General features: G+C 44.4%; 22 protein-coding genes. All 22 read left to right on the top strand.

Features of this window, described 5'->3' with window-relative positions; translation table 11 throughout:
- Window positions 1-309: 309 nt before the first annotated feature.
- The 22 genes from AC3CID_RS15855 (at window position 310) to AC3CID_RS15750 (ending at window position 18,953) form a co-directional block, all read left to right on the top strand.
- A complete protein-coding gene (locus AC3CID_RS15855; protein WP_054548324.1) occupies window positions 310-1,059 on the top strand; it encodes an amino acid ABC transporter substrate-binding protein in 750 nt (249 codons plus the stop codon).
- A gap of 129 nt (window positions 1,060-1,188) precedes the next feature.
- Window positions 1,189-1,860 (top strand): amino acid ABC transporter permease, encoded by a 672-nt coding sequence (locus tag AC3CID_RS15850; RefSeq protein ID WP_004735796.1) that lies wholly within the window; start codon window positions 1,189-1,191, stop codon window positions 1,858-1,860.
- A complete protein-coding gene (locus AC3CID_RS15845) occupies window positions 1,857-2,594 on the top strand; it encodes an amino acid ABC transporter ATP-binding protein (protein ID WP_004735798.1) in 738 nt (245 codons plus the stop codon). The genes AC3CID_RS15850 and AC3CID_RS15845 overlap by 4 nt, the downstream gene beginning before the upstream one ends.
- Window positions 2,595-2,800: 206 nt before the next feature.
- The gene (gene rpmH / locus AC3CID_RS15840; protein ID WP_004735800.1) at window positions 2,801-2,935 is read left to right on the top strand and encodes a 50S ribosomal protein L34; all 135 of its coding nucleotides are present in this window, start codon (window positions 2,801-2,803) and stop codon (window positions 2,933-2,935) included.
- A gap of 45 nt (window positions 2,936-2,980) precedes the next feature.
- On the top strand, window positions 2,981-3,304 hold the full coding sequence (gene rnpA / locus AC3CID_RS15835) for a ribonuclease P protein component (protein ID WP_017055478.1): 324 nt from the start codon (window positions 2,981-2,983) through the stop codon (window positions 3,302-3,304).
- Window positions 3,271-3,528, top strand: coding sequence for a membrane protein insertion efficiency factor YidD (gene yidD, locus AC3CID_RS15830; RefSeq protein ID WP_004735802.1), 258 nt, complete (start codon window positions 3,271-3,273; stop codon window positions 3,526-3,528). Before rnpA ends, yidD begins: the two co-directional genes overlap by 34 nt.
- A 2-nt stretch (window positions 3,529-3,530) precedes the next feature.
- Complete coding sequence (gene yidC / locus AC3CID_RS15825; RefSeq protein WP_054548323.1) at window positions 3,531-5,153, top strand: membrane protein insertase YidC; 1,623 nt, start codon at window positions 3,531-3,533, stop codon at window positions 5,151-5,153.
- A gap of 130 nt (window positions 5,154-5,283) precedes the next feature.
- Complete coding sequence (gene mnmE, locus AC3CID_RS15820) at window positions 5,284-6,645, top strand: tRNA uridine-5-carboxymethylaminomethyl(34) synthesis GTPase MnmE (protein ID WP_488526751.1); 1,362 nt, start codon at window positions 5,284-5,286, stop codon at window positions 6,643-6,645.
- Window positions 6,646-6,693: 48 nt separating this feature from the next.
- Complete coding sequence (gene mioC / locus AC3CID_RS15815) at window positions 6,694-7,128, top strand: FMN-binding protein MioC (RefSeq protein ID WP_114634140.1); 435 nt, start codon at window positions 6,694-6,696, stop codon at window positions 7,126-7,128.
- 482 nt (window positions 7,129-7,610) lie between these two features.
- Window positions 7,611-9,506 carry a tRNA uridine-5-carboxymethylaminomethyl(34) synthesis enzyme MnmG gene (gene mnmG / locus AC3CID_RS15810; protein ID WP_054548321.1) on the top strand — a complete coding sequence of 632 codons (1,896 nt, stop codon included), beginning with the start codon at window positions 7,611-7,613 and terminating at the stop codon, window positions 9,504-9,506.
- Window positions 9,506-10,138, top strand: coding sequence for a 16S rRNA (guanine(527)-N(7))-methyltransferase RsmG (rsmG, locus tag AC3CID_RS15805; protein WP_017058801.1), 633 nt, complete (start codon window positions 9,506-9,508; stop codon window positions 10,136-10,138). Before mnmG ends, rsmG begins: the two co-directional genes overlap by 1 nt.
- Window positions 10,139-10,152: 14 nt before the next feature.
- The gene (locus tag AC3CID_RS15800) at window positions 10,153-10,926 is read left to right on the top strand and encodes a ParA family protein (protein ID WP_017077301.1); all 774 of its coding nucleotides are present in this window, start codon (window positions 10,153-10,155) and stop codon (window positions 10,924-10,926) included.
- Window positions 10,927-10,949: 23 nt separating this feature from the next.
- A complete protein-coding gene (locus AC3CID_RS15795; protein WP_017081731.1) occupies window positions 10,950-11,831 on the top strand; it encodes a ParB/RepB/Spo0J family partition protein in 882 nt (293 codons plus the stop codon).
- Window positions 11,832-12,022: 191 nt separating this feature from the next.
- The gene (locus AC3CID_RS15790) at window positions 12,023-12,412 is read left to right on the top strand and encodes a F0F1 ATP synthase subunit I (RefSeq protein WP_004735732.1); all 390 of its coding nucleotides are present in this window, start codon (window positions 12,023-12,025) and stop codon (window positions 12,410-12,412) included.
- Between the two features lie 8 nt (window positions 12,413-12,420).
- On the top strand, window positions 12,421-13,218 hold the full coding sequence (atpB, locus tag AC3CID_RS15785; protein WP_004735733.1) for a F0F1 ATP synthase subunit A: 798 nt from the start codon (window positions 12,421-12,423) through the stop codon (window positions 13,216-13,218).
- A gap of 50 nt (window positions 13,219-13,268) precedes the next feature.
- A complete protein-coding gene (gene atpE, locus AC3CID_RS15780; protein ID WP_004735734.1) occupies window positions 13,269-13,526 on the top strand; it encodes a F0F1 ATP synthase subunit C in 258 nt (85 codons plus the stop codon).
- A gap of 58 nt (window positions 13,527-13,584) precedes the next feature.
- Window positions 13,585-14,055, top strand: a complete 471-nt coding sequence (gene atpF / locus AC3CID_RS15775; protein ID WP_017077303.1) for a F0F1 ATP synthase subunit B — start codon at window positions 13,585-13,587, stop codon at window positions 14,053-14,055.
- Window positions 14,056-14,070: 15 nt separating this feature from the next.
- A complete protein-coding gene (atpH, locus tag AC3CID_RS15770; protein WP_004735736.1) occupies window positions 14,071-14,604 on the top strand; it encodes a F0F1 ATP synthase subunit delta in 534 nt (177 codons plus the stop codon).
- Between the two features lie 13 nt (window positions 14,605-14,617).
- Complete coding sequence (atpA, locus tag AC3CID_RS15765) at window positions 14,618-16,159, top strand: F0F1 ATP synthase subunit alpha (protein WP_004735737.1); 1,542 nt, start codon at window positions 14,618-14,620, stop codon at window positions 16,157-16,159.
- 48 nt (window positions 16,160-16,207) lie between these two features.
- Window positions 16,208-17,074 carry a F0F1 ATP synthase subunit gamma gene (gene atpG, locus AC3CID_RS15760; protein ID WP_004735739.1) on the top strand — a complete coding sequence of 289 codons (867 nt, stop codon included), beginning with the start codon at window positions 16,208-16,210 and terminating at the stop codon, window positions 17,072-17,074.
- A 34-nt stretch (window positions 17,075-17,108) separates the two neighbouring features.
- Window positions 17,109-18,512 carry a F0F1 ATP synthase subunit beta gene (atpD, locus tag AC3CID_RS15755; protein ID WP_017077305.1) on the top strand — a complete coding sequence of 468 codons (1,404 nt, stop codon included), beginning with the start codon at window positions 17,109-17,111 and terminating at the stop codon, window positions 18,510-18,512.
- An 18-nt stretch (window positions 18,513-18,530) separates the two neighbouring features.
- Entirely contained in the window at window positions 18,531-18,953 is a 423-nt protein-coding gene (locus tag AC3CID_RS15750) for a F0F1 ATP synthase subunit epsilon (protein ID WP_004735742.1), read from the top strand.
- Window positions 18,954-19,023: the final 70 nt, after the last annotated feature.

Raw genomic sequence — 19,023 nt, 5'->3', positions numbered from 1 at the left:
GGTGCCCCACTCTATTTAAGTTATATGAAATGACCGCTAATTTTACCTGTTGATAAGTCAGATCACCAGCAATTGATCACAGATCCAGTGAATAAGATCCAAGTTATTCACAATAAATAGTGCAAAACTGGATGGATCCACACATCTTGCCCCTACTTTACTCACACAACGATCCACTTATGCCCGGATCCTTGCTAGTTATCCCCAAATCGAGAATACGATCTGGTTATGGTTAATAACATCTGGTTATTTATTCTATTGAGCATTTTCCCAGTAACATCCAACCCTATAAATATAAGGAGTTACCAAATGAATAACTGGATTAAGGCTGCAATTGCGGCTATCGCACTCTCTGCTGCTACTGTTCAAGCCGCGACTGAAGTTAAAGTCGGCATGTCTGGTCGCTACTTCCCATTTACGTTCGTTAAACAAGACCAACTACAAGGTTTTGAAGTGGATTTATGGGATGAGATCGGTAAACGTAATGACTATAGCGTTGAATACGTAACGGCAAACTTCTCTGGTCTGTTTGGTCTTCTTGAAACGGGTCGAATCGATACCATTTCAAACCAAATTACAATAACGGATGCACGTAAAGCGAAATACCTATTCGCAGACCCTTACGTAGTAGACGGCGCACAAATTACCGTTCGTAAAGGTAATGACAGCATTAAAGGTATCGAAGACCTAGATGGTAAGACGGTTGCGGTAAACCTTGGCTCAAACTTTGAGCAACTGCTGCGCAGCTACGACAAAGAAGGCAAAATCAATGTCAAAACCTACGATACCGGTATTGAACATGATGTCGCTCTTGGTCGTGCCGACGCATTCGTAATGGATCGCCTATCAGCACTAGAGCTTATCAAGAAGACTGGTCTACCATTACAGCTAGCAGGACAACCATTCGAGACAATCGAAAACGCTTGGCCTTTCGTAAACAATGACAACGGTCAAAAACTGCAAGCAGAAGTAAACGAAGCATTAGCAGCAATGCGCGCAGATGGTACGCTAGAAAGTATCTCTCAGAAATGGTTTGGTGCGGACATTACTCAGAAGTAACGACTCACTTTCCCATTTAAGGCCCACTGCTTTACACAGCGGTGGGCTTTTTGCTTTTGTGCACTGATTAAAAAGCCTGATATAACAGTATTTCCAAACAATACTTCCAATAAAAATATGAGATAGATTATGGGATTTGACTTTAATTACATGCTAGGTCTGTTGCCAATACTGCTGAAGTATTTAGGCACCACTATGGAGATGGCAATCTGGGGCTTATTTTTCGCCCTAATTCTATCTTTGATACTGGCGAACATTCGTGTATTCAAAATCCCTGTACTCGACCAGCTTAGCCAGCTGTATATTAGCTTCTTCCGAGGTACACCACTGCTGGTGCAACTGTTCCTTCTATACTATGGCCTACCACAAGTGTTTCCGTGGATGGTTGGACTTGATGCGTTTGGCGCCGCGGTTATCGGCTTAACCTTACACTTTGCTGCTTACATGGCTGAAAGTATTCGTGCCGCGATTATCGGTATCGATCGTAGCCAAATGGAAGCAAGCCTATCAGTCGGTATGACAACCAGCCAAGCCATGCGTCGAGTGATCTTGCCGCAAGCGACACGTGTGGCACTGCCTTCTTTAATGAACTATTTCATCGACATGATTAAGTCGACTTCACTTGCATTCACCCTAGGTGTAGCCGAAATCATGGCTAAAGCTCAGATGGAAGCTTCTTCAAGTTTCCGTTTCTTCGAGGCTTTTTTAGCAGTCGCGCTGATTTATTGGGGCGTGGTAGTTATCCTCACTCGTATTCAAATTTGGGCCGAAGTGAAACTGAATAAGGCGTATGTACGATGATCAAATTACAAAATATCCACAAGCAGTTTGGTGACACCGAAGTATTGAAAGGGATCGACCTTGAAATCAAACAAGGTGAGATAATTGTCATCATAGGTTCAAGTGGTACGGGTAAGTCTACCCTGCTGCGTTGTGTGAATTTTCTAGAGCAAGCCGATCAAGGTACGATTTCGATTGATGATATCAAGGTTGATACTCAGAAACACACTAAAGCAGAGGTGCTTGCACTGCGCCGTAAGACCGGTTTTGTGTTCCAAAACTATGCACTGTTCGCTCACCAAACGGCAAGGCAGAATATTGCCGAAGGTTTGATTACCGTTCGTGGTTGGAAAAAGCAGCAAGCTCATGAAAAAGCACAACAAATACTCGATGATATTGGCCTAGGAGAAAAAACAGATAGCTATCCAGCAGCGCTCTCTGGTGGCCAGCAGCAGCGTGTTGGTATTGGCCGTGCGATGGCTCTACAACCAGAGCTTTTATTGTTTGATGAGCCTACTTCAGCGCTCGATCCTGAGTGGGTTGGCGAAGTGCTTAACTTAATGAAAAAACTGGCAAATCAGCATCAAACCATGCTGGTGGTTACGCACGAAATGCAGTTCGCTAGAGAGGTCGCAGACCGAGTGATCTTCATGGCTGATGGTCACATTGTCGAGCAGGGATCTCCACAGGATATTTTTGGTAATCCACAGGATCCTAAATTAAAGAAATTCTTAAATAAGGTCGGGATCGAATAAGGATCCTTGTGATTTTAGTTATTCTACGTATAATCCCCCGACCGGAATTTTAGTTAACCCAATCATTGACACTTTTTGTGACAGTGATTACAATTCCGCCTCTTTGTTGAGAGGCGTCGGTTTTCCTTTCTTATATAAAGAAGAGAAAAAATGCCCACGCCGGGTTTAACAAAAACCTAAAACTACTGATCAGTAAGGTAATTACAATGAAACGCACTTTTCAACCTACAGTTCTAAAGCGTAAGCGTACTCACGGTTTCCGTGCTCGCATGGCTACTAAGAACGGTCGCGCAACAATCAATGCACGTCGTGCAAAAGGCCGTAAGCGTCTTTCTAAGTAATCTTTGATTATTTTGAATAAGCTAGCCTTCGGTCGGGAGTTACGCTTGTTAACTCCCGAACATTATCAGAATGTCTTCAAGCAAGCTCATCGAGCAGGCTCCCCTCATTTCACCATCATTGCCCGAAATAACTCTCTTTCAAATCCTCGCCTTGGATTAGCTGTTCCGAAAAAGCAGATTAAAACCGCCGTGGGTCGTAACCGATTCAAGCGTCTTACTCGTGAAAGCTTTCGTAACACTCAACACAAACTTCCTAACAAAGATTTTGTTGTAATCGCTAAGAAGAGCGCGCAAGATTTAAGCAATGAAGAAATGTTCAAGCTACTCGACAAATTATGGCTTCGCCTGTCTCGCCCTTCGCGTGGATAGCGCTAATACCCATCTATTTTTATAGATGGTTTATTAGTCCACTCATCGGCCCACGCTGCCGATTTACTCCAACCTGCTCTTTATATGCGATAGAAGCGTTGAAAGCTCACGGTTTTGTAAAAGGGTGTTGGTTATCAGGCAAACGTCTATTAAAATGCCATCCTTTGAACGAAGGGGGCTTTGACCCCGTTCCACCAGTCCAAAAACAAGACAGAGATAAATAACGATGGATTCTCAACGTAATATCCTGTTAATCGCATTGGCTTTGGTTTCTTTCCTACTGTTCCAACAATGGAACGTAGCTCAGAACCCAGCTCCACAAGCGATTGAGCAGGCACAATCTGGCAGCACCCTACCAGCGCCATCTTATGCAGATGACTTAGACCCAGCTCCGGGCCAACAAGTCGCTTCTGCAAAAACTATCACAGTAACAACTGATGTACTGACTCTGTCAATTGATACGGTTGGTGGTGATGTCGTTCAAGCAAACCTAAATGATTACTCTGCTGAGTTTGATTCTGAAGATACGTTTGTTCTTCTTAAGAACGAACCTGGTCACCAATTTATCGCACAAAGCGGTCTAGTTGGCCCTCAAGGTATCGATTTAAGCAGCACTAACCGCCCTAGCTACTCGGTTTCAGCAGACAGCTTCACGCTTGCTGATGGTCAGGATGAACTACGCATCCCGATGACTTACCAAGCGAACGGCCTTGATTACACGAAAACATTCGTCCTTAAGCGTGGCAGCTACGCAATGGATGTTGAATACGATGTAGTCAACAACTCTGGTACTAACGCGACATTCGGCATGTACGCTCACCTACGTCAAAATGTTATGGATGACGGCGGTAGCTTAACAATGCCAACTTACCGTGGTGGTGCTTACTCTACGGAAGATACGCGTTACAAAAAATACAGCTTCGACGACATGCAAGATCGCAACCTGTCTCTTAACCTAGCAAATGGTCAAGGTTGGGCAGCGATGATTCAGCACTACTTTGCAAGTGCATGGATCCCACGCGACGAAGCAGGCAGCAACCTTTACACTCGTGTAATCGGTAACCTTGGCGACATTGGTGTTCGCATGCCGAACAAAACCATCGCTACTGGCGACGAAGCAAGCTTTAAAGCAACGCTTTGGGTTGGTCCTAAACTTCAAGACCAAATGGCTGCTGTAGCACCAAACCTAGACCTAGTAGTTGACTACGGTTGGTTATGGTTCATTGCTAAACCACTTCATACTCTGCTTTCGTTCATTCAAGGCATCGTTGTGAACTGGGGTCTAGCAATCATCTGTCTAACGTTTATCGTTCGTGGTGCGATGTACCCACTAACGAAAGCTCAGTACACGTCTATGGCGAAAATGCGTATGCTTCAGCCTAAGCTGACTGCAATGCGTGAGCGTATTGGCGACGACCGTCAACGTATGAGCCAAGAAATGATGGAGCTGTACAAGAAAGAGAAAGTAAACCCACTTGGTGGCTGTTTACCTATCATCTTGCAAATGCCTATCTTCATTTCGCTATACTGGGCACTAATGGAGTCTGTTGAACTGCGTCACTCACCGTTCTTCGGTTGGATTACTGACCTTTCAGCACAAGACCCATACTACATCTTGCCACTTCTGATGGGTGCTTCAATGTTCCTAATCCAGAAGATGAGCCCGACAACTGTAACGGATCCAATGCAGCAGAAGATCATGACCTTTATGCCGGTTATGTTTACATTCTTCTTCCTGTTCTTCCCTTCAGGTCTGGTTCTTTACTGGCTAGTATCGAACATCGTAACTCTGATTCAGCAAACGCTTATCTACCGCGCGCTGGAAAAGAAAGGCTTACATTCTAAGTAAGTTCGATAATAGAAAGAGATAAAGAAAGGCGACCAAAAGGTCGCCTTTTTGTTTTTAGCTGATTACAATTCAGCTAATTGATTAATCGTGAACGCCCCTTTTTGGCTCTCACATGCTAGCAGGCACAACTATGACTACAGATACGATTGTTGCTCAAGCGACCGCGCCCGGCCGTGGTGGCGTCGGTATTATCCGCGTTTCCGGCCCATTGGCGACTCAGGTTGCCCTAGAAGTAACAGGAAAAACACTCAAGCCTCGCTACGCTGAGTACCTACCGTTTAAATCTGACGATGGCATCGAACTCGATCAAGGCATCGCGCTTTACTTCCCTAACCCGCACTCGTTTACCGGCGAAGACGTATTAGAGTTGCAAGGCCACGGCGGCCCAGTGGTTATGGACATGCTAATCAAACGCATCCTAGCCATTTCAGGCGTGCGTGCAGCGCGTCCAGGTGAGTTTTCAGAACGTGCCTTCTTGAACGATAAGATGGATTTAACTCAAGCCGAAGCGATTGCTGACCTCATTGATGCCAGCTCAGAAGAAGCGGCTAAATCGGCGCTTCAATCGCTACAAGGCGAATTCTCTAAACGCATTAATACGCTTGTAGATTCTCTGATTTACTTAAGAATATACGTTGAGGCAGCGATCGATTTCCCAGAAGAAGAAATTGATTTTCTTGCTGACGGTAAAGTCAGTACTGACTTACAGGCTATCATCGATAACCTCGAAGCTGTACGCCAAGAAGCGAATCAAGGTGCCATCATGCGTGAAGGCATGAAGGTCGTGATTGCAGGTCGCCCAAATGCCGGTAAATCGAGCCTATTGAATGCGCTGTCTGGCAAAGAATCTGCGATTGTGACCGATATTGCAGGCACCACACGTGATGTATTGCGTGAACATATCCATATTGACGGTATGCCACTGCACATTATCGATACCGCAGGCCTGCGTGATGCCTCTGATGAAGTAGAAAAAATCGGTATTGAACGCGCTTGGGAAGAAATTGCTCAGGCAGACCGAGTTTTATTTATGGTTGATGGCACGACAACAGACGCAACAGACCCAAAAGATATCTGGCCAGATTTCGTTGATCGTCTACCAGACAACATCGGAATGACGGTAATTCGTAATAAAGCGGATCAAACCAGTGAAGAGTTAGGCATTTGTCATGTTAACGATCCAACCCTGATTCGCTTATCAGCAAAAACAGGCCAAGGTGTCGACACTCTGCGTAGCCACCTCAAGGATTGCATGGGTTTTGCTGGTGGTCATGAAGGTGGCTTTATGGCGCGCCGCCGCCACTTGGATGCACTAGAACGCGCATCGGAACACCTTGATATCGGGCAACAACAGCTTGAAGGCTACATGGCCGGAGAGATATTAGCGGAAGAGCTTCGTATCACTCAACAGCACCTCAATGAGATCACAGGCGAGTTCAGTTCCGATGATCTTTTAGGTCGAATCTTCTCTTCATTCTGTATCGGTAAATAACCATAAAGGCTGGCTTACGCTGGCCTTTTCTTTTGTAAGGACAGCTTAATGATCCACATTATTACAGGCAGCACCTTAGGTGGCGCTGAATACGTTGGCGATCACCTTAACGATCTTCTAGAGGCTCAAGGGCACGAGATAGAACTTCATAATCAGCCTGAATACAATAATATTCCTCAGCAAGGTACTTGGTTAGTGGTGACATCAACACATGGTGCGGGCGATTTTCCTGATAATATCCAACCGTTGATCAACGCATTGACTCAAGAATCTCCAGATTTAAGTGCTATTCGTTATGCTGTTATCGCACTTGGTGATTCAAGTTACGATACCTTCTGTTCTGCGGGAAAATCAGTCCACAGCCAACTGAAAAAACTCGGTGCTCAGCCTATTTCAGACTGCTTTACCATCGATGTATTGGAAACTCCGGTACCTGAGGATGCAGCTGAAGAGTGGTTTAACGATCATAGTGACCAGTTCTAGTCCCTCAATTTCCCCAAAAAGCGGCTCATGCCGCTTTTTTTGTCTCTGAATATCGTGATTGTGAATAACTTTTTTGAAAAAAATTCGAAAATTAAAGCAAAAACCTCAATTTTCTCTGTGGATAAGATCATACATATACGGTGATTAACCTATAGTTATCCAAATAACAACTTTCAAGCCAATTCTCCCCTGTGAATAAGTAGCCATTTTGATCCCAGCTAATCCTCATCATGATCAAAGTTAGATCACATACTTTGATCCAAAAAAGATCCATGATCTTGTTGATCATTTTTGACTTATCCACAGATACCCTCGATCCTAATAATAGATATAATAAAAGATCTCTATAAAGATCTTATCTATATTAATTAAAAACAGCTTTATCGAAAAATCCCAAAAACGTTTTCTCAAGCTATGAAAACAGGTAGAATATCGCTCCTTTTTATCAATCTAGAAAACGTTTGAATACCCGAGGTCGGTTCATGCTTTATCACGAAAAATTTGACGTCATCGTTGTTGGTGGTGGCCATGCAGGAACGGAAGCCGCACTCGCATCTGCACGTACTGGTCAAAGTACGTTACTACTCACTCATAATATCGATACGTTGGGACAAATGTCTTGCAACCCTGCGATTGGCGGGATCGGTAAGGGCCACTTGGTAAAAGAGGTCGATGCAATGGGTGGATTAATGGCGCAAGCTATTGATCATGCAGGTATTCAGTTCAGAACGTTAAACGCATCAAAAGGTCCAGCGGTACGTGCAACTCGTGCACAAGCTGACCGCGCGCTTTACAAAGCCTTTGTTCGAAATGTTCTTGAAAACACACCAAACCTAACTCTGTTTCAACAATCGGTTGATGACTTGATCGTTGAGCAGGATCAAGTGGTGGGTGTTGTTACACAGATGGGCCTTAAGTTCCGCGCTAACGCAGTGGTACTGACGGTCGGTACATTTCTAGGTGGAAAGATCCATATTGGTATGGAAAGTTCTTCAGGCGGTCGCGCTGGTGATCCACCATCGATCGCACTGGCTGACCGTCTTCGTGATCTTCCATTCCGAGTTGATCGCCTGAAAACGGGTACACCTCCTCGTATCGATGCACGTAGCGTTGATTTTTCAGAGTTAGAGGTTCAGCACGGTGATAACCCAACACCTGTATTCTCGTTCATGGGTAGCCGAGCTCAACAGCCTCGCCAAATTCCATGCTACATCACGCACACTAACGAAAATACGCATGACGTTATTCGCGCCAATCTCGATCGCAGCCCAATGTACGCGGGCGTGATTGAAGGTATTGGCCCGCGCTACTGTCCATCGATTGAAGACAAAGTGATGCGTTTTGCTGACAAGAACAGTCACCAGATTTTCATTGAACCTGAAGGTCTGACGACACATGAGCTATACCCGAATGGTATCTCGACAAGTCTGCCATTTGATGTTCAGGTAAAAATCGTTCACTCAATGAAAGGTTTTGAAAATGCTCATATCGTCCGCCCAGGCTATGCGATCGAGTATGATTTCTTTGATCCTCGCGACCTTAAGCTGACTTACGAAACTAAGTTTATTAAGGGTCTATTCTTTGCCGGTCAAATCAACGGTACCACTGGCTACGAAGAAGCGGCAGCACAAGGCTTGATGGCCGGTTTGAATGCAAGTTTGTTTACACAAGGCAAAGAGGGCTGGAGCCCGCGTCGTGACCAAGCTTACATGGGCGTTCTTATTGATGACTTGTCGACGATGGGTACCAAAGAACCTTACCGTATGTTCACGTCTCGTGCGGAATACCGTTTGTTACTTCGTGAAGACAACGCTGATATCCGCTTGACTGAGAAGTCGCGTGAGCTTGGCTTGGTGGATGATGCTCGTTGGGCTCGATTCAACGAGAAAGTAGAAAACATGGAGAAGGAACGTCAACGTCTAAAAGAAACGTGGATTAATCCAAAGTCTGAAGATGTTGATCAACTGAACCAAATTCTAAAAACACCTATGTCTCGTGAAGCAAGCGGTGAAGATCTTCTTCGTCGTCCTGAAATGACTTATTCACAGCTAACGGCATTGGATCGTTTTGGCCCTGCATTGGAAGATCAACAAGCATCCGAGCAAGTTGAGATCCAAGTGAAGTACGATGGTTATATCCAGCGTCAACAAGACGAAATTGAAAAATCACTGCGTCATGAAAATACCAAATTGCCTGCTGATATCGATTACAGCAAGGTGAAAGGACTTTCTAACGAAGTGGTTCTTAAACTAACGACTGCTAAGCCTGACTCAATTGGTATTGCTTCTCGAATTTCAGGTATTACGCCTGCAGCAATCTCAATTCTGTTGGTTTATTTGAAAAAACACGGCCTGCTGAAAAAAGGTGAGGAAGCATAATGAGCGCATTACGCGAAAAACTGGATCACCTGATTGGCCAGACTGAACTTGAAGTATCTGAAAAGCAACGTGGCCAATTGGTTGGCTACGTTGAGTTACTGAACAAGTGGAACAAGGCTTACAACTTAACGTCAGTTCGTGACCCGCAAGAAATGATGGTGAAACATATCTTAGATAGCATCATTGTTAGCACTCACTTACAAGGCAAGCGCTTTATTGATGTAGGTACAGGCCCTGGTCTTCCTGGGATTCCGCTCTCAATCATGAACCCTGACTGCGAGTTTTACTTGCTCGATAGCCTAGGCAAGCGTATTCGTTTTATTAAGCAAGTTATTCATGAATTGGGCATCGACAACGTTGTTCCAGTACAAAGCCGTGTTGAAGAATTTCAACCAGAAGAAAAGTTTGATGCCGTGCTCAGTCGCGCATTTGCGTCAATGACAGACATGGTAGAGTGGTGTCACCATTTACCTAAAGAGCAATCCGGTGTATTTTTGGCTCTTAAGGGACAACATCCTAGAGACGAAATCGACCTGTTACCTGAATGGTGTTCAGTGACAGACATTAAAGCTTTGCAAGTGCCAGAGCTTGATGGAGAGCGTCATCTAGTTACTTTATCGCGTCAGGGATAATCAGCGAGGCCATAGTGGGTAAAATCGTAGCAATTGCCAACCAGAAGGGCGGCGTAGGAAAAACAACAACTTGCATTAATTTGGCAGCATCAATGGCGGCAACAAAACGCAAGATATTGGTTGTTGACCTCGATCCTCAAGGTAATGCCACTATGGCGAGCGGTGTCGACAAGTATCAAGTTGAAGCAACTGCTTACGATTTGCTGGTTGAAGACACCCCATTTGATGAGGTAGTTTGCCGAAGTACATCTGGCAATTATGACCTCATCGCCGCAAACGGTGATGTGACTGCGGCAGAAATCAAGTTAATGGAAGTATTTGCTCGTGAAGTTCGTTTAAAAAACGCACTCGAATCCATTCGCGACAACTATGATTTCATCTTTATTGATTGCCCACCTTCATTAAACCTTCTTACAATCAACGCGATGGCTGCGGCCGATTCCGTATTGGTTCCTATGCAATGTGAATATTTTGCTTTGGAAGGTTTGACTGCGTTGATGGATACCATCAGTAAGCTCGCTGCGGTAGTAAACGAGAATCTGAAGATCGAAGGTCTTCTTCGTACAATGTATGATCCTCGTAACCGCTTATCGAATGAAGTCTCTGATCAACTCAAAAAACACTTCGGTAGCAAAGTTTACCGAACTGTGATCCCTCGAAATGTACGTTTGGCAGAAGCGCCGAGTCATGGCAAGCCAGCAATGTACTACGACAAGTATTCCGCAGGTGCTAAGGCATATCTTGCTCTTGCAGGCGAAATGTTGCGTCGTGAAGAAGTCCCAGTATAGGTCTAACCAAAGGAATTCGCTCAATGTCTAAGCGTGGTTTAGGAAAAGGGTTAGATGCATTGCTTGCAACTAGCTCATTGGCTCGTGAAAAACAACAAGTTGCTTCTCATAGTCAGGCTTTGTCTGCAGAAGGCGAGTTCACAGAGATTGCCATTGGTAGCTTGAAGCCAGGTGTATATCAACCGCGTAAGGATATGGCGCCAGAAGCGCTAGAAGAGCTGGCCGCATCTATTCAATCTCAAGGTATTATCCAACCTATTGTCGTGCGTCCTTTAGCGTATGGTCAATATGAGATTATCGCTGGTGAGCGCCGTTGGAGAGCTGCGCGTCAAGCTGGCTTAAAACAGGTGCCGTGCTTGGTCAAGAAGGTTGAAGACAAAGCTGCGATTGCGATGGCATTGATTGAGAACATTCAGCGTGAAGACTTGAATGTTATCGAAGAAGCACAAGCGCTAGAGCGCTTACAGAACGAATTCGAGCTGACACATCAACAAGTCGCCGAAGTGATCGGTAAATCGAGAGCAACGGTTAGTAACTTATTACGTCTAAATCAGCTAGAAAATGAAGTAAAAGGTTTAGTTTCCAATAAACAACTGGAAATGGGTCATGCTCGAGCATTGCTTGCGCTTGAAGGTGATACCCAGATTGAAGCAGCCAACACTGCGGCAACCAAAAAAATGACCGTGCGTCAAACTGAGCAGCTTGTCAAAAAGTGCTTAAAACCAGACGTTGAACCAGAATCGAAGCCTGAAGACACAGAAGCTATCGAACTTTCACGAAGACTCACGGAAAAATTGCAAGCAAACGTTTCAGTTACTCGTTCTGTTAGCGGTAAGTCAAAAGTGACGATTACTCTTGATGAGCCTCACAAATTAGAGCAACTTATTGCTAAACTAGAGTACTAAATGAGATAATTGATTTAGGTCAATTATGTAATAAACAAGTAATTTCGTACAAAAGTTGTCGGTTTGTATGCAAAAATGTAAAAGATTGCTGCATTGTGATTGCAATCAATTTGGCTGAACGTATAATTTTCGCCAATTTCTCAGCACGCTTATAAGCGAGTGGTAAAGTGGGCTTAAAGAGGAACGAATACATGGTAGCGGCGTTAGCAAGACCAGGACGAGTGCTTGCAAAGCAAATGTTATTGATCGAGCTTAGCGCGGTTATATTAGTGGCGATAGGGTTAGGTTTAGCTGTTAATCCTGATTGGGGTTTTGCTGCATTAATCGGTGGCGGTATTTTTGTCATCGCGAATGTAGTTTTTTGTGTGTGTGCTTTCCTATTTTGTGGAGCTCGTGCAACTAAGTTAGTTGCGGCGTCGTTCTATGCTGGCGAAGTGCTCAAAATCTTAATCACAGTTTTACTATTCTCTATTGTCTACATGTATATGCAGGTGGAATTAATTCCCCTCAAACTGACCTATTTACTGGTTCTAGGTATTAATATCTTTGCGCCAGTGCTTTTCATTAACAATAAAAAATAGGATGAGTTATGGCTGCGCCAACAGCATCCGGATACATTGAACACCATTTACAAAACCTTTCTTTAGCTAAGTTTGGTCTTGTAGAGGAAACAAGTTTCTGGAACGTACATATAGACAGTCTGTTTTTTTCTGTGCTGACAGGGGTGTTATTCCTTTGGGTTTTTCGCTCAGTCGCTAAGAAAGCAACAGTAGGTGTACCTGGTAAGCTTCAGTGTTTTGTTGAAATGGTAGTGGAATTCGTTGGCGACAACGTTAAAGAAACTTTCCATGGCCGCAATCCTCTGGTAGCTCCATTAGCACTGACTATATTCTGCTGGATTATCATAATGAACTTGATGGACTTAGTGCCTATCGATTTCTTACCGTATCCTGCAGAGCATTGGCTAGGTATCCCTTACTTGAAAGTGGTTCCTACAGCTGATGTAAATATAACAATGGCAATGGCTTTAGGTGTTTTTGCTCTGATGATCTACTACAGCATCAAAGTAAAAGGCTTAGGCGGATTTGCTAAAGAATTGGCACTGCATCCATTTAATCACCCAATCATGATTCCATTTAACTTGGTACTTGAGGTAATTTCGCTATTAGCGAAGCCACTATCTCTAGGTATGCGTTTATTTGGTAATATGTTTGCGGGTGAGGTGGTGTTTATTCTTATCGCGGCAATGCTACCGTGGTACTTACAATGGGTAGGTGCACTACCTTGGGCTATCTTCCATATCTTGGTTATTTTGATTCAAGCGTTTGTTTTCATGATGTTGACAATCGTTTACCTATCAATGGCCCATGAAGATAGTGATCACTAAAAAAATTTTTAAGCTTTATTCTAACTATTAATGTTAATCGGAGAACGTAAATGGAAACTGTACTAAGTTTTTCAGCAATCGCTGTTGCTATCATTGTTGGTCTTTGTGCCGTAGGTACTGCAATTGGTTTTGCTATTCTTGGTGGTAAATTCCTAGAAGGCGCTGCGCGTCAACCTGAAATGGCTCCAATGCTACAAGTTAAGATGTTCATCATCGCTGGTCTACTGGATGCTGTTCCAATGATCGGTATCGTAATCGCACTACTATTCACGTTTGCTAACCCATTTGTAAGTCAGCTAGCAGGCTAATTAACTCTTAATAGTTAATTAAATTTTTGTAGTTGATTCTTAACGAGGAGTAGCTGTTGTGAATATGAACGCAACTCTGTTAGGTCAAGCAATTGCTTTTTCGCTGTTTGTTTGGTTCTGCATGAAATATGTATGGCCACCAATCATGCAAGCAATTGAAGAACGTCAGAAGAAAATTGCTGACGGTCTTGTAGCCGCTGAACGCGCTGCTAAAGACTTGAACCTGGCACAAGCCAACGCTTCTGAGCAAATGAAGGAAGCGAAGCGCACTGCAACTGAGGTTATTGATCAGGCAAACAAACGTAAAGCTCAAATTATCGATGAAGCTCGCGAAGAGGCTCAGGCAGAACGCCAGAAGATCTTAACGCAAGCTGAAGCTGAAATTGAAGCTGAACGCACACGTGCCCGTGATGACCTGCGCAAACAAGTCGCAACTCTGGCTATAGCTGGTGCTGAGAAAATCCTTGAGCGTACAATCGATAAAGATGTACACAATGATCTTCTTAACAACATTACTGCAAAACTTTAAAGCAAGGGGCTGTATATGTCTGATTTGACTACAATCGCACGCCCCTATGCTAAAGCAGCGTTTGACTTTGCGGTAGATAAAGGTGAGCTAGACCAATGGGGTCAAATGCTTACTTTTGCTGCCGAAGTGGCACAAAATGATGATGTTCATAATTTATTAAGCAGTTCAATGACTGCTGAAAAGTTAGCTGAAATATTCATTGTAATTTGTGGTGAACAATTTGATGAATTCGGCCAGAACTTAATTAAAGTGATGGCAGAGAATGGTCGTTTAATGGCCTTTCCTGATGTTTGTAAACAGTTCTTATTGCTTAAACAAGAGCACGAGAAAGAAATCGACGTTGACGTTACTTCAGCGGTTGAACTTTCTGAAGAACAGCGCACAAGCATCATCAGCAAATTGGAACTGCGCCTAGCGCGCAAAGTTCAGCTGAATTGCAGTATAGATGAGACTCTACTTAGTGGAGTTATTATTCGAGCCGGAGACCTAGTCATCGATAACTCAGCGCGCAGTCGTTTAGACCGCCTGAGCGATGCATTGCAGTCTTAATGGGGATTGGAGCATGCAACTTAATTCCACTGAAATTAGCGATCTAATTAAACAACGTATTGAATCTTTCGACGTTGTTAGTGAAGCTCGCAATGAAGGTACTATCGTTTCTGTAAGCGATGGCATCCTTAGCATCCACGGCCTAGCGGACGTGATGCAAGGTGAAATGATCGAACTACCGGGTGGCCGTTACGCGCTAGCACTAAACTTGAACCGTGATTCGGTTGGTGCTGTTGTAATGGGCCCGTATGCTGACCTACAGGAAGGCATGAAAGTTACAGGTACTGGTCGTATTCTTGAAGTACCAGTAGGTCCTGAAATGCTTGGTCGTGTTGTAAACACGCTAGGTGAGCCAATTGATGGTAAAGGTCCTATCGAAGCGAAACTAACTTCGCCTGTAGAAATTATCGCACCAGGTGTAATCGACCGTAAATCGGTAGATCAACCTGTTCAAACTGGTTACAAGTCAGTTGACTCAATGATCCCTATCGGTCGTGGTCAACGTGAACTAGTAATCGGTGACCGTCAGACTGGTAAAACAGCAATGGCGATCGATGCGATTATCAACCAGAAAGACTCTGGTATTTTCTCTATCTACGTAGCTATCGGCCAAAAAGCGTCGACTATTGCTAACGTAGTTCGCAAACTAGAAGAGCACGGCGCACTGGCAAACACTGTTGTTGTTGTTGCATCTGCTTCTGAATCTGCAGCGCTGCAATACCTTGCACCGTATGCTGGTTGTGCGATGGGTGAATACTTCCGTGATCGCGGCGAAGATGCACTGATTGTTTATGATGATCTATCTAAGCAAGCGGTAGCTTACCGTCAAATTTCACTACTACTTAAGCGTCCACCTGGCCGTGAAGCGTTCCCTGGTGATGTTTTCTACCTTCACTCTCGTCTACTAGAGCGTGCTGCTCGTGTAAGCGAAGCATACGTAGAAAAGTTCACTAACGGTGAAGTGACAGGCAAGACTGGTTCTTTAACTGCTCTTCCTATCATCGAAACGCAAGCTGGTGACGTATCTGCATTCGTACCAACGAACGTAATCTCGATTACTGATGGTCAGATCTTCCTACAAACTGAACTATTCAACGCGGGCGTACGTCCAGCTGTTGACCCTGGTATCTCAGTTTCTCGTGTAGGTGGTTCGGCGCAGACTAAAATCATCAAGAAGCTATCTGGCGGTATCCGTACTGCTCTAGCTCAATACCGTGAACTTGCAGCATTTGCACAGTTCTCATCGGATCTTGATGAAGCGACCAAAAAGCAACTAGACCACGGTCAAAAAGTTACAGAACTGATGAAGCAGAAACAATATGCTCCTATGTCTGTATTTGACCAAGCTCTAGTAATCTTCGCTGCAGAGCGTGGATACCTTCAAGACGTAGAACTGTCTAAAGTTCTAGATTTTGAAGCTGCTTTACTGTCGTTTGCTCGTGGTCAATACGCTGATCTAGCAACACAGATCGACGCAACGGGTGCTTTCAACAAAGAAATCGAAGCTGAGCTGAAGAAGCTTGTTGACGATTTCAAGGCAACCCAGACCTGGTAATTGGTAGGTGGTCTTAGGGCCACCTCATACCATTAACGGAGAGTAACGATGGCCGGCGCAAAAGAGATACGTAATAAAATCGGTAGTGTTAAAAGCACACAGAAGATTACGAAAGCAATGGAAATGGTAGCAGCTTCGAAAATGCGTCGTTCTCAAGACGCAATGGAAGCTACTCGTCCATATGCAGAAACAATGCGTAAAGTGATCGGTCATTTGGCTAATGGTAGCCTCGAGTATAAGCATCCTTATCTTGAGGAACGTGAAGCCAAACGTGTTGGTTACATCATCGTTTCTACAGACCGTGGTCTTTGTGGTGGTTTGAACATTAACTTGTTCAAAAAAGCTATGAACGACATGAAAGATTGGTCTGAGAAAGGTGCTGATGTAGAGCTTGCAATTGTAGGCTCTAAAGCAACAGCATTTTTCAATAACAGCGGCGCGAAAGTAGCAGCTCAAGTTTCTGGTCTGGGTGATCGCCCAAGCCTTGAAGACTTGATTGGCTCTGTAAGCGTTATGCTGAAGAAATATGATGAAGGTGAATTGGATCGCCTGTTCGTAGTGTTTAACAGATTTGAAAACACTATGGTTCAAGAACCAACGATCGATCAATTACTTCCTTTGCCTAAATCAGACAGCGAAGAAATGAAACGCAGTCATTCTTGGGATTACATTTATGAGCCCGAGCCAAAACCACTACTAGATGCACTATTAGTTCGATACGTCGAATCTCAAGTGTATCAAGGTGTGGTCGAGAATCTTGCTTGTGAGCAAGCGGCTCGAATGATTGCAATGAAATCAGCAACAGATAACGCTGGTGACATTATTGATGACTTAGAACTTGTGTATAACAAAGCCCGTCAATCGGCGATTACACAAGAACTTTCTGAGATCGTTTCAGGCGCAGCTGCGGTTTAAGCTTAGGTAAAACTAAATAGTTAGAGGATTAACGATGGCTACAGGTAAGATCGTACAGATCATTGGTGCGGTAGTCGACGTAGAGTTCCCACAGGGCGAAGTACCTCGTGTATACGATGCTCTGAATGTTAATGAAGTGACAGAACGTCTAGTTCTTGAAGTTCAGCAACAACTTGGCGGTGGCGTAGTACGCGCAATCGTAATGGGTAGCTCTGATGGTTTACGTCGTGGTTTGACAGTTGAAAATACTGGCGCTCCAATCTCGGTACCAGTAGGTACTAAGACACTTGGTCGTATCATGAACGTCCTAGGTGACGCAATTGATGAGTGTGGTGAAATCGGTGCTGAAGAGCATTACGCAATTCACCGCGAAGCTCCAAGCTACGAAGAGCAGTCTAACGAGACTTCTCTTCTAGAAACTGGTGTTAAAGTAATCGACTTGATTTGTCCATTCGCTAAGGGTGGTAAAATCGGTCTATTCGGTGGTGCTGGTGTAGGTAAGACCGTTAACATGATGGAACTTATCAACAACATCGCACTTCAACACTCAGGCCTATCTGTATTTGCAGGTGTAGGTGAGCGTACTCGTGAAGGTAACGATTTCTACTTTGAGATGCAGGAAGCAGGTGTTGTAAACATCGAAAACCCTGAAGAATCAAAAGTAGCGATGGTTTACGGTCAGATGAACGAGCCACCAGGTAACCGTCTACGTGTTGCACTGACTGGTCTAACAATGGCTGAGCGCTTCCGTGACGAAGGTCGTGACGTTCTACTGTTTGTTGATAACATCTACCGTTACACACTAGCAGGTACTGAAGTATCAGCACTTCTAGGTCGTATGCCTTCTGCGGTAGGTTACCAACCTACACTAGCTGAAGAAATGGGTGTTCTACAAGAGCGTATCACGTCAACTAAAGCTGGTTCTATCACGTCTGTACAGGCGGTATATGTACCTGCGGATGACTTGACTGACCCGTCTCCAGCAACAACGTTCGCTCACTTAGATGCAACGGTAGTACTTAACCGTAATATCGCATCTATGGGTCTATACCCAGCGATCGACCCGCTAGATTCTACTTCACGTCAACTGGATCCATTGGTAGTTGGACAAGAGCACTACGACATCGCTCGTGGCGTTCAGTCTACTCTTCAGCGCTATAAAGAGCTGAAAGATATCATTGCTATCCTAGGTATGGACGAGCTATCTGAAGAAGATAAGCAAGTTGTATCTCGTGCTCGTAAGATTGAGAAGTTCCTAACTCAGCCTTACCACGTAGCGGAAGTATTTACAGGTGACCCAGGCGTTTACGTACCTCTTAAAGAGACTCTACGTGGCTTCCAAGGTCTTCTATCTGGTGAATACGATGACATTCCAGAGCAAGCGTTCATGTACTGTGGTGCAATTGACGAAGCTATTGAGAATGCTAAGAAGCTATAAGGCTAACTAGGAGGCGATATGGCAGCAATAACCTTTCACCTAGACGTTGTAAGTGCAGAGAAACAAATTTTCTCAGGCCTTGTTGAGACGTTTCAGGTGACCGGTAGTGAGGGTGAGCTTGGTATTTTCCATGGTCACACTCCACTGCTGACCGCTATCAAGCCTGGTATGGTGCGTATTGTTAAGCAGCACGGCCACGAAGAAATTATTTATGTTTCTGGTGGTATGGTAGAAGTTCAACCTGGTACAGCGACTGTACTGGCTGATACGGCTATCCGTGGTGAAGAACTAGACGCAGCAAAGGCGGAAGAAGCTAAACGCAAGGCTGTGGAGAATATCCAAAATCAGCATGGCGACATAGACTTCGCACAAGCGGCCGGTGAACTGGCTAAAGCCATTGCTCAGTTACGAGTTATCGAACTGACAAAACAGCGTCGTTAATCTTTTATAAGATTATTGGTTCTGTAATAAAGGCGACCTTAGGGTCGCCTTTTTGCTTTTCTGGAATCTC

This window comes from Vibrio sp. QJM3NY_21 (assembly GCF_057785975.1).
This window is presented reverse-complemented; position numbering and strand designations above follow the sequence as displayed.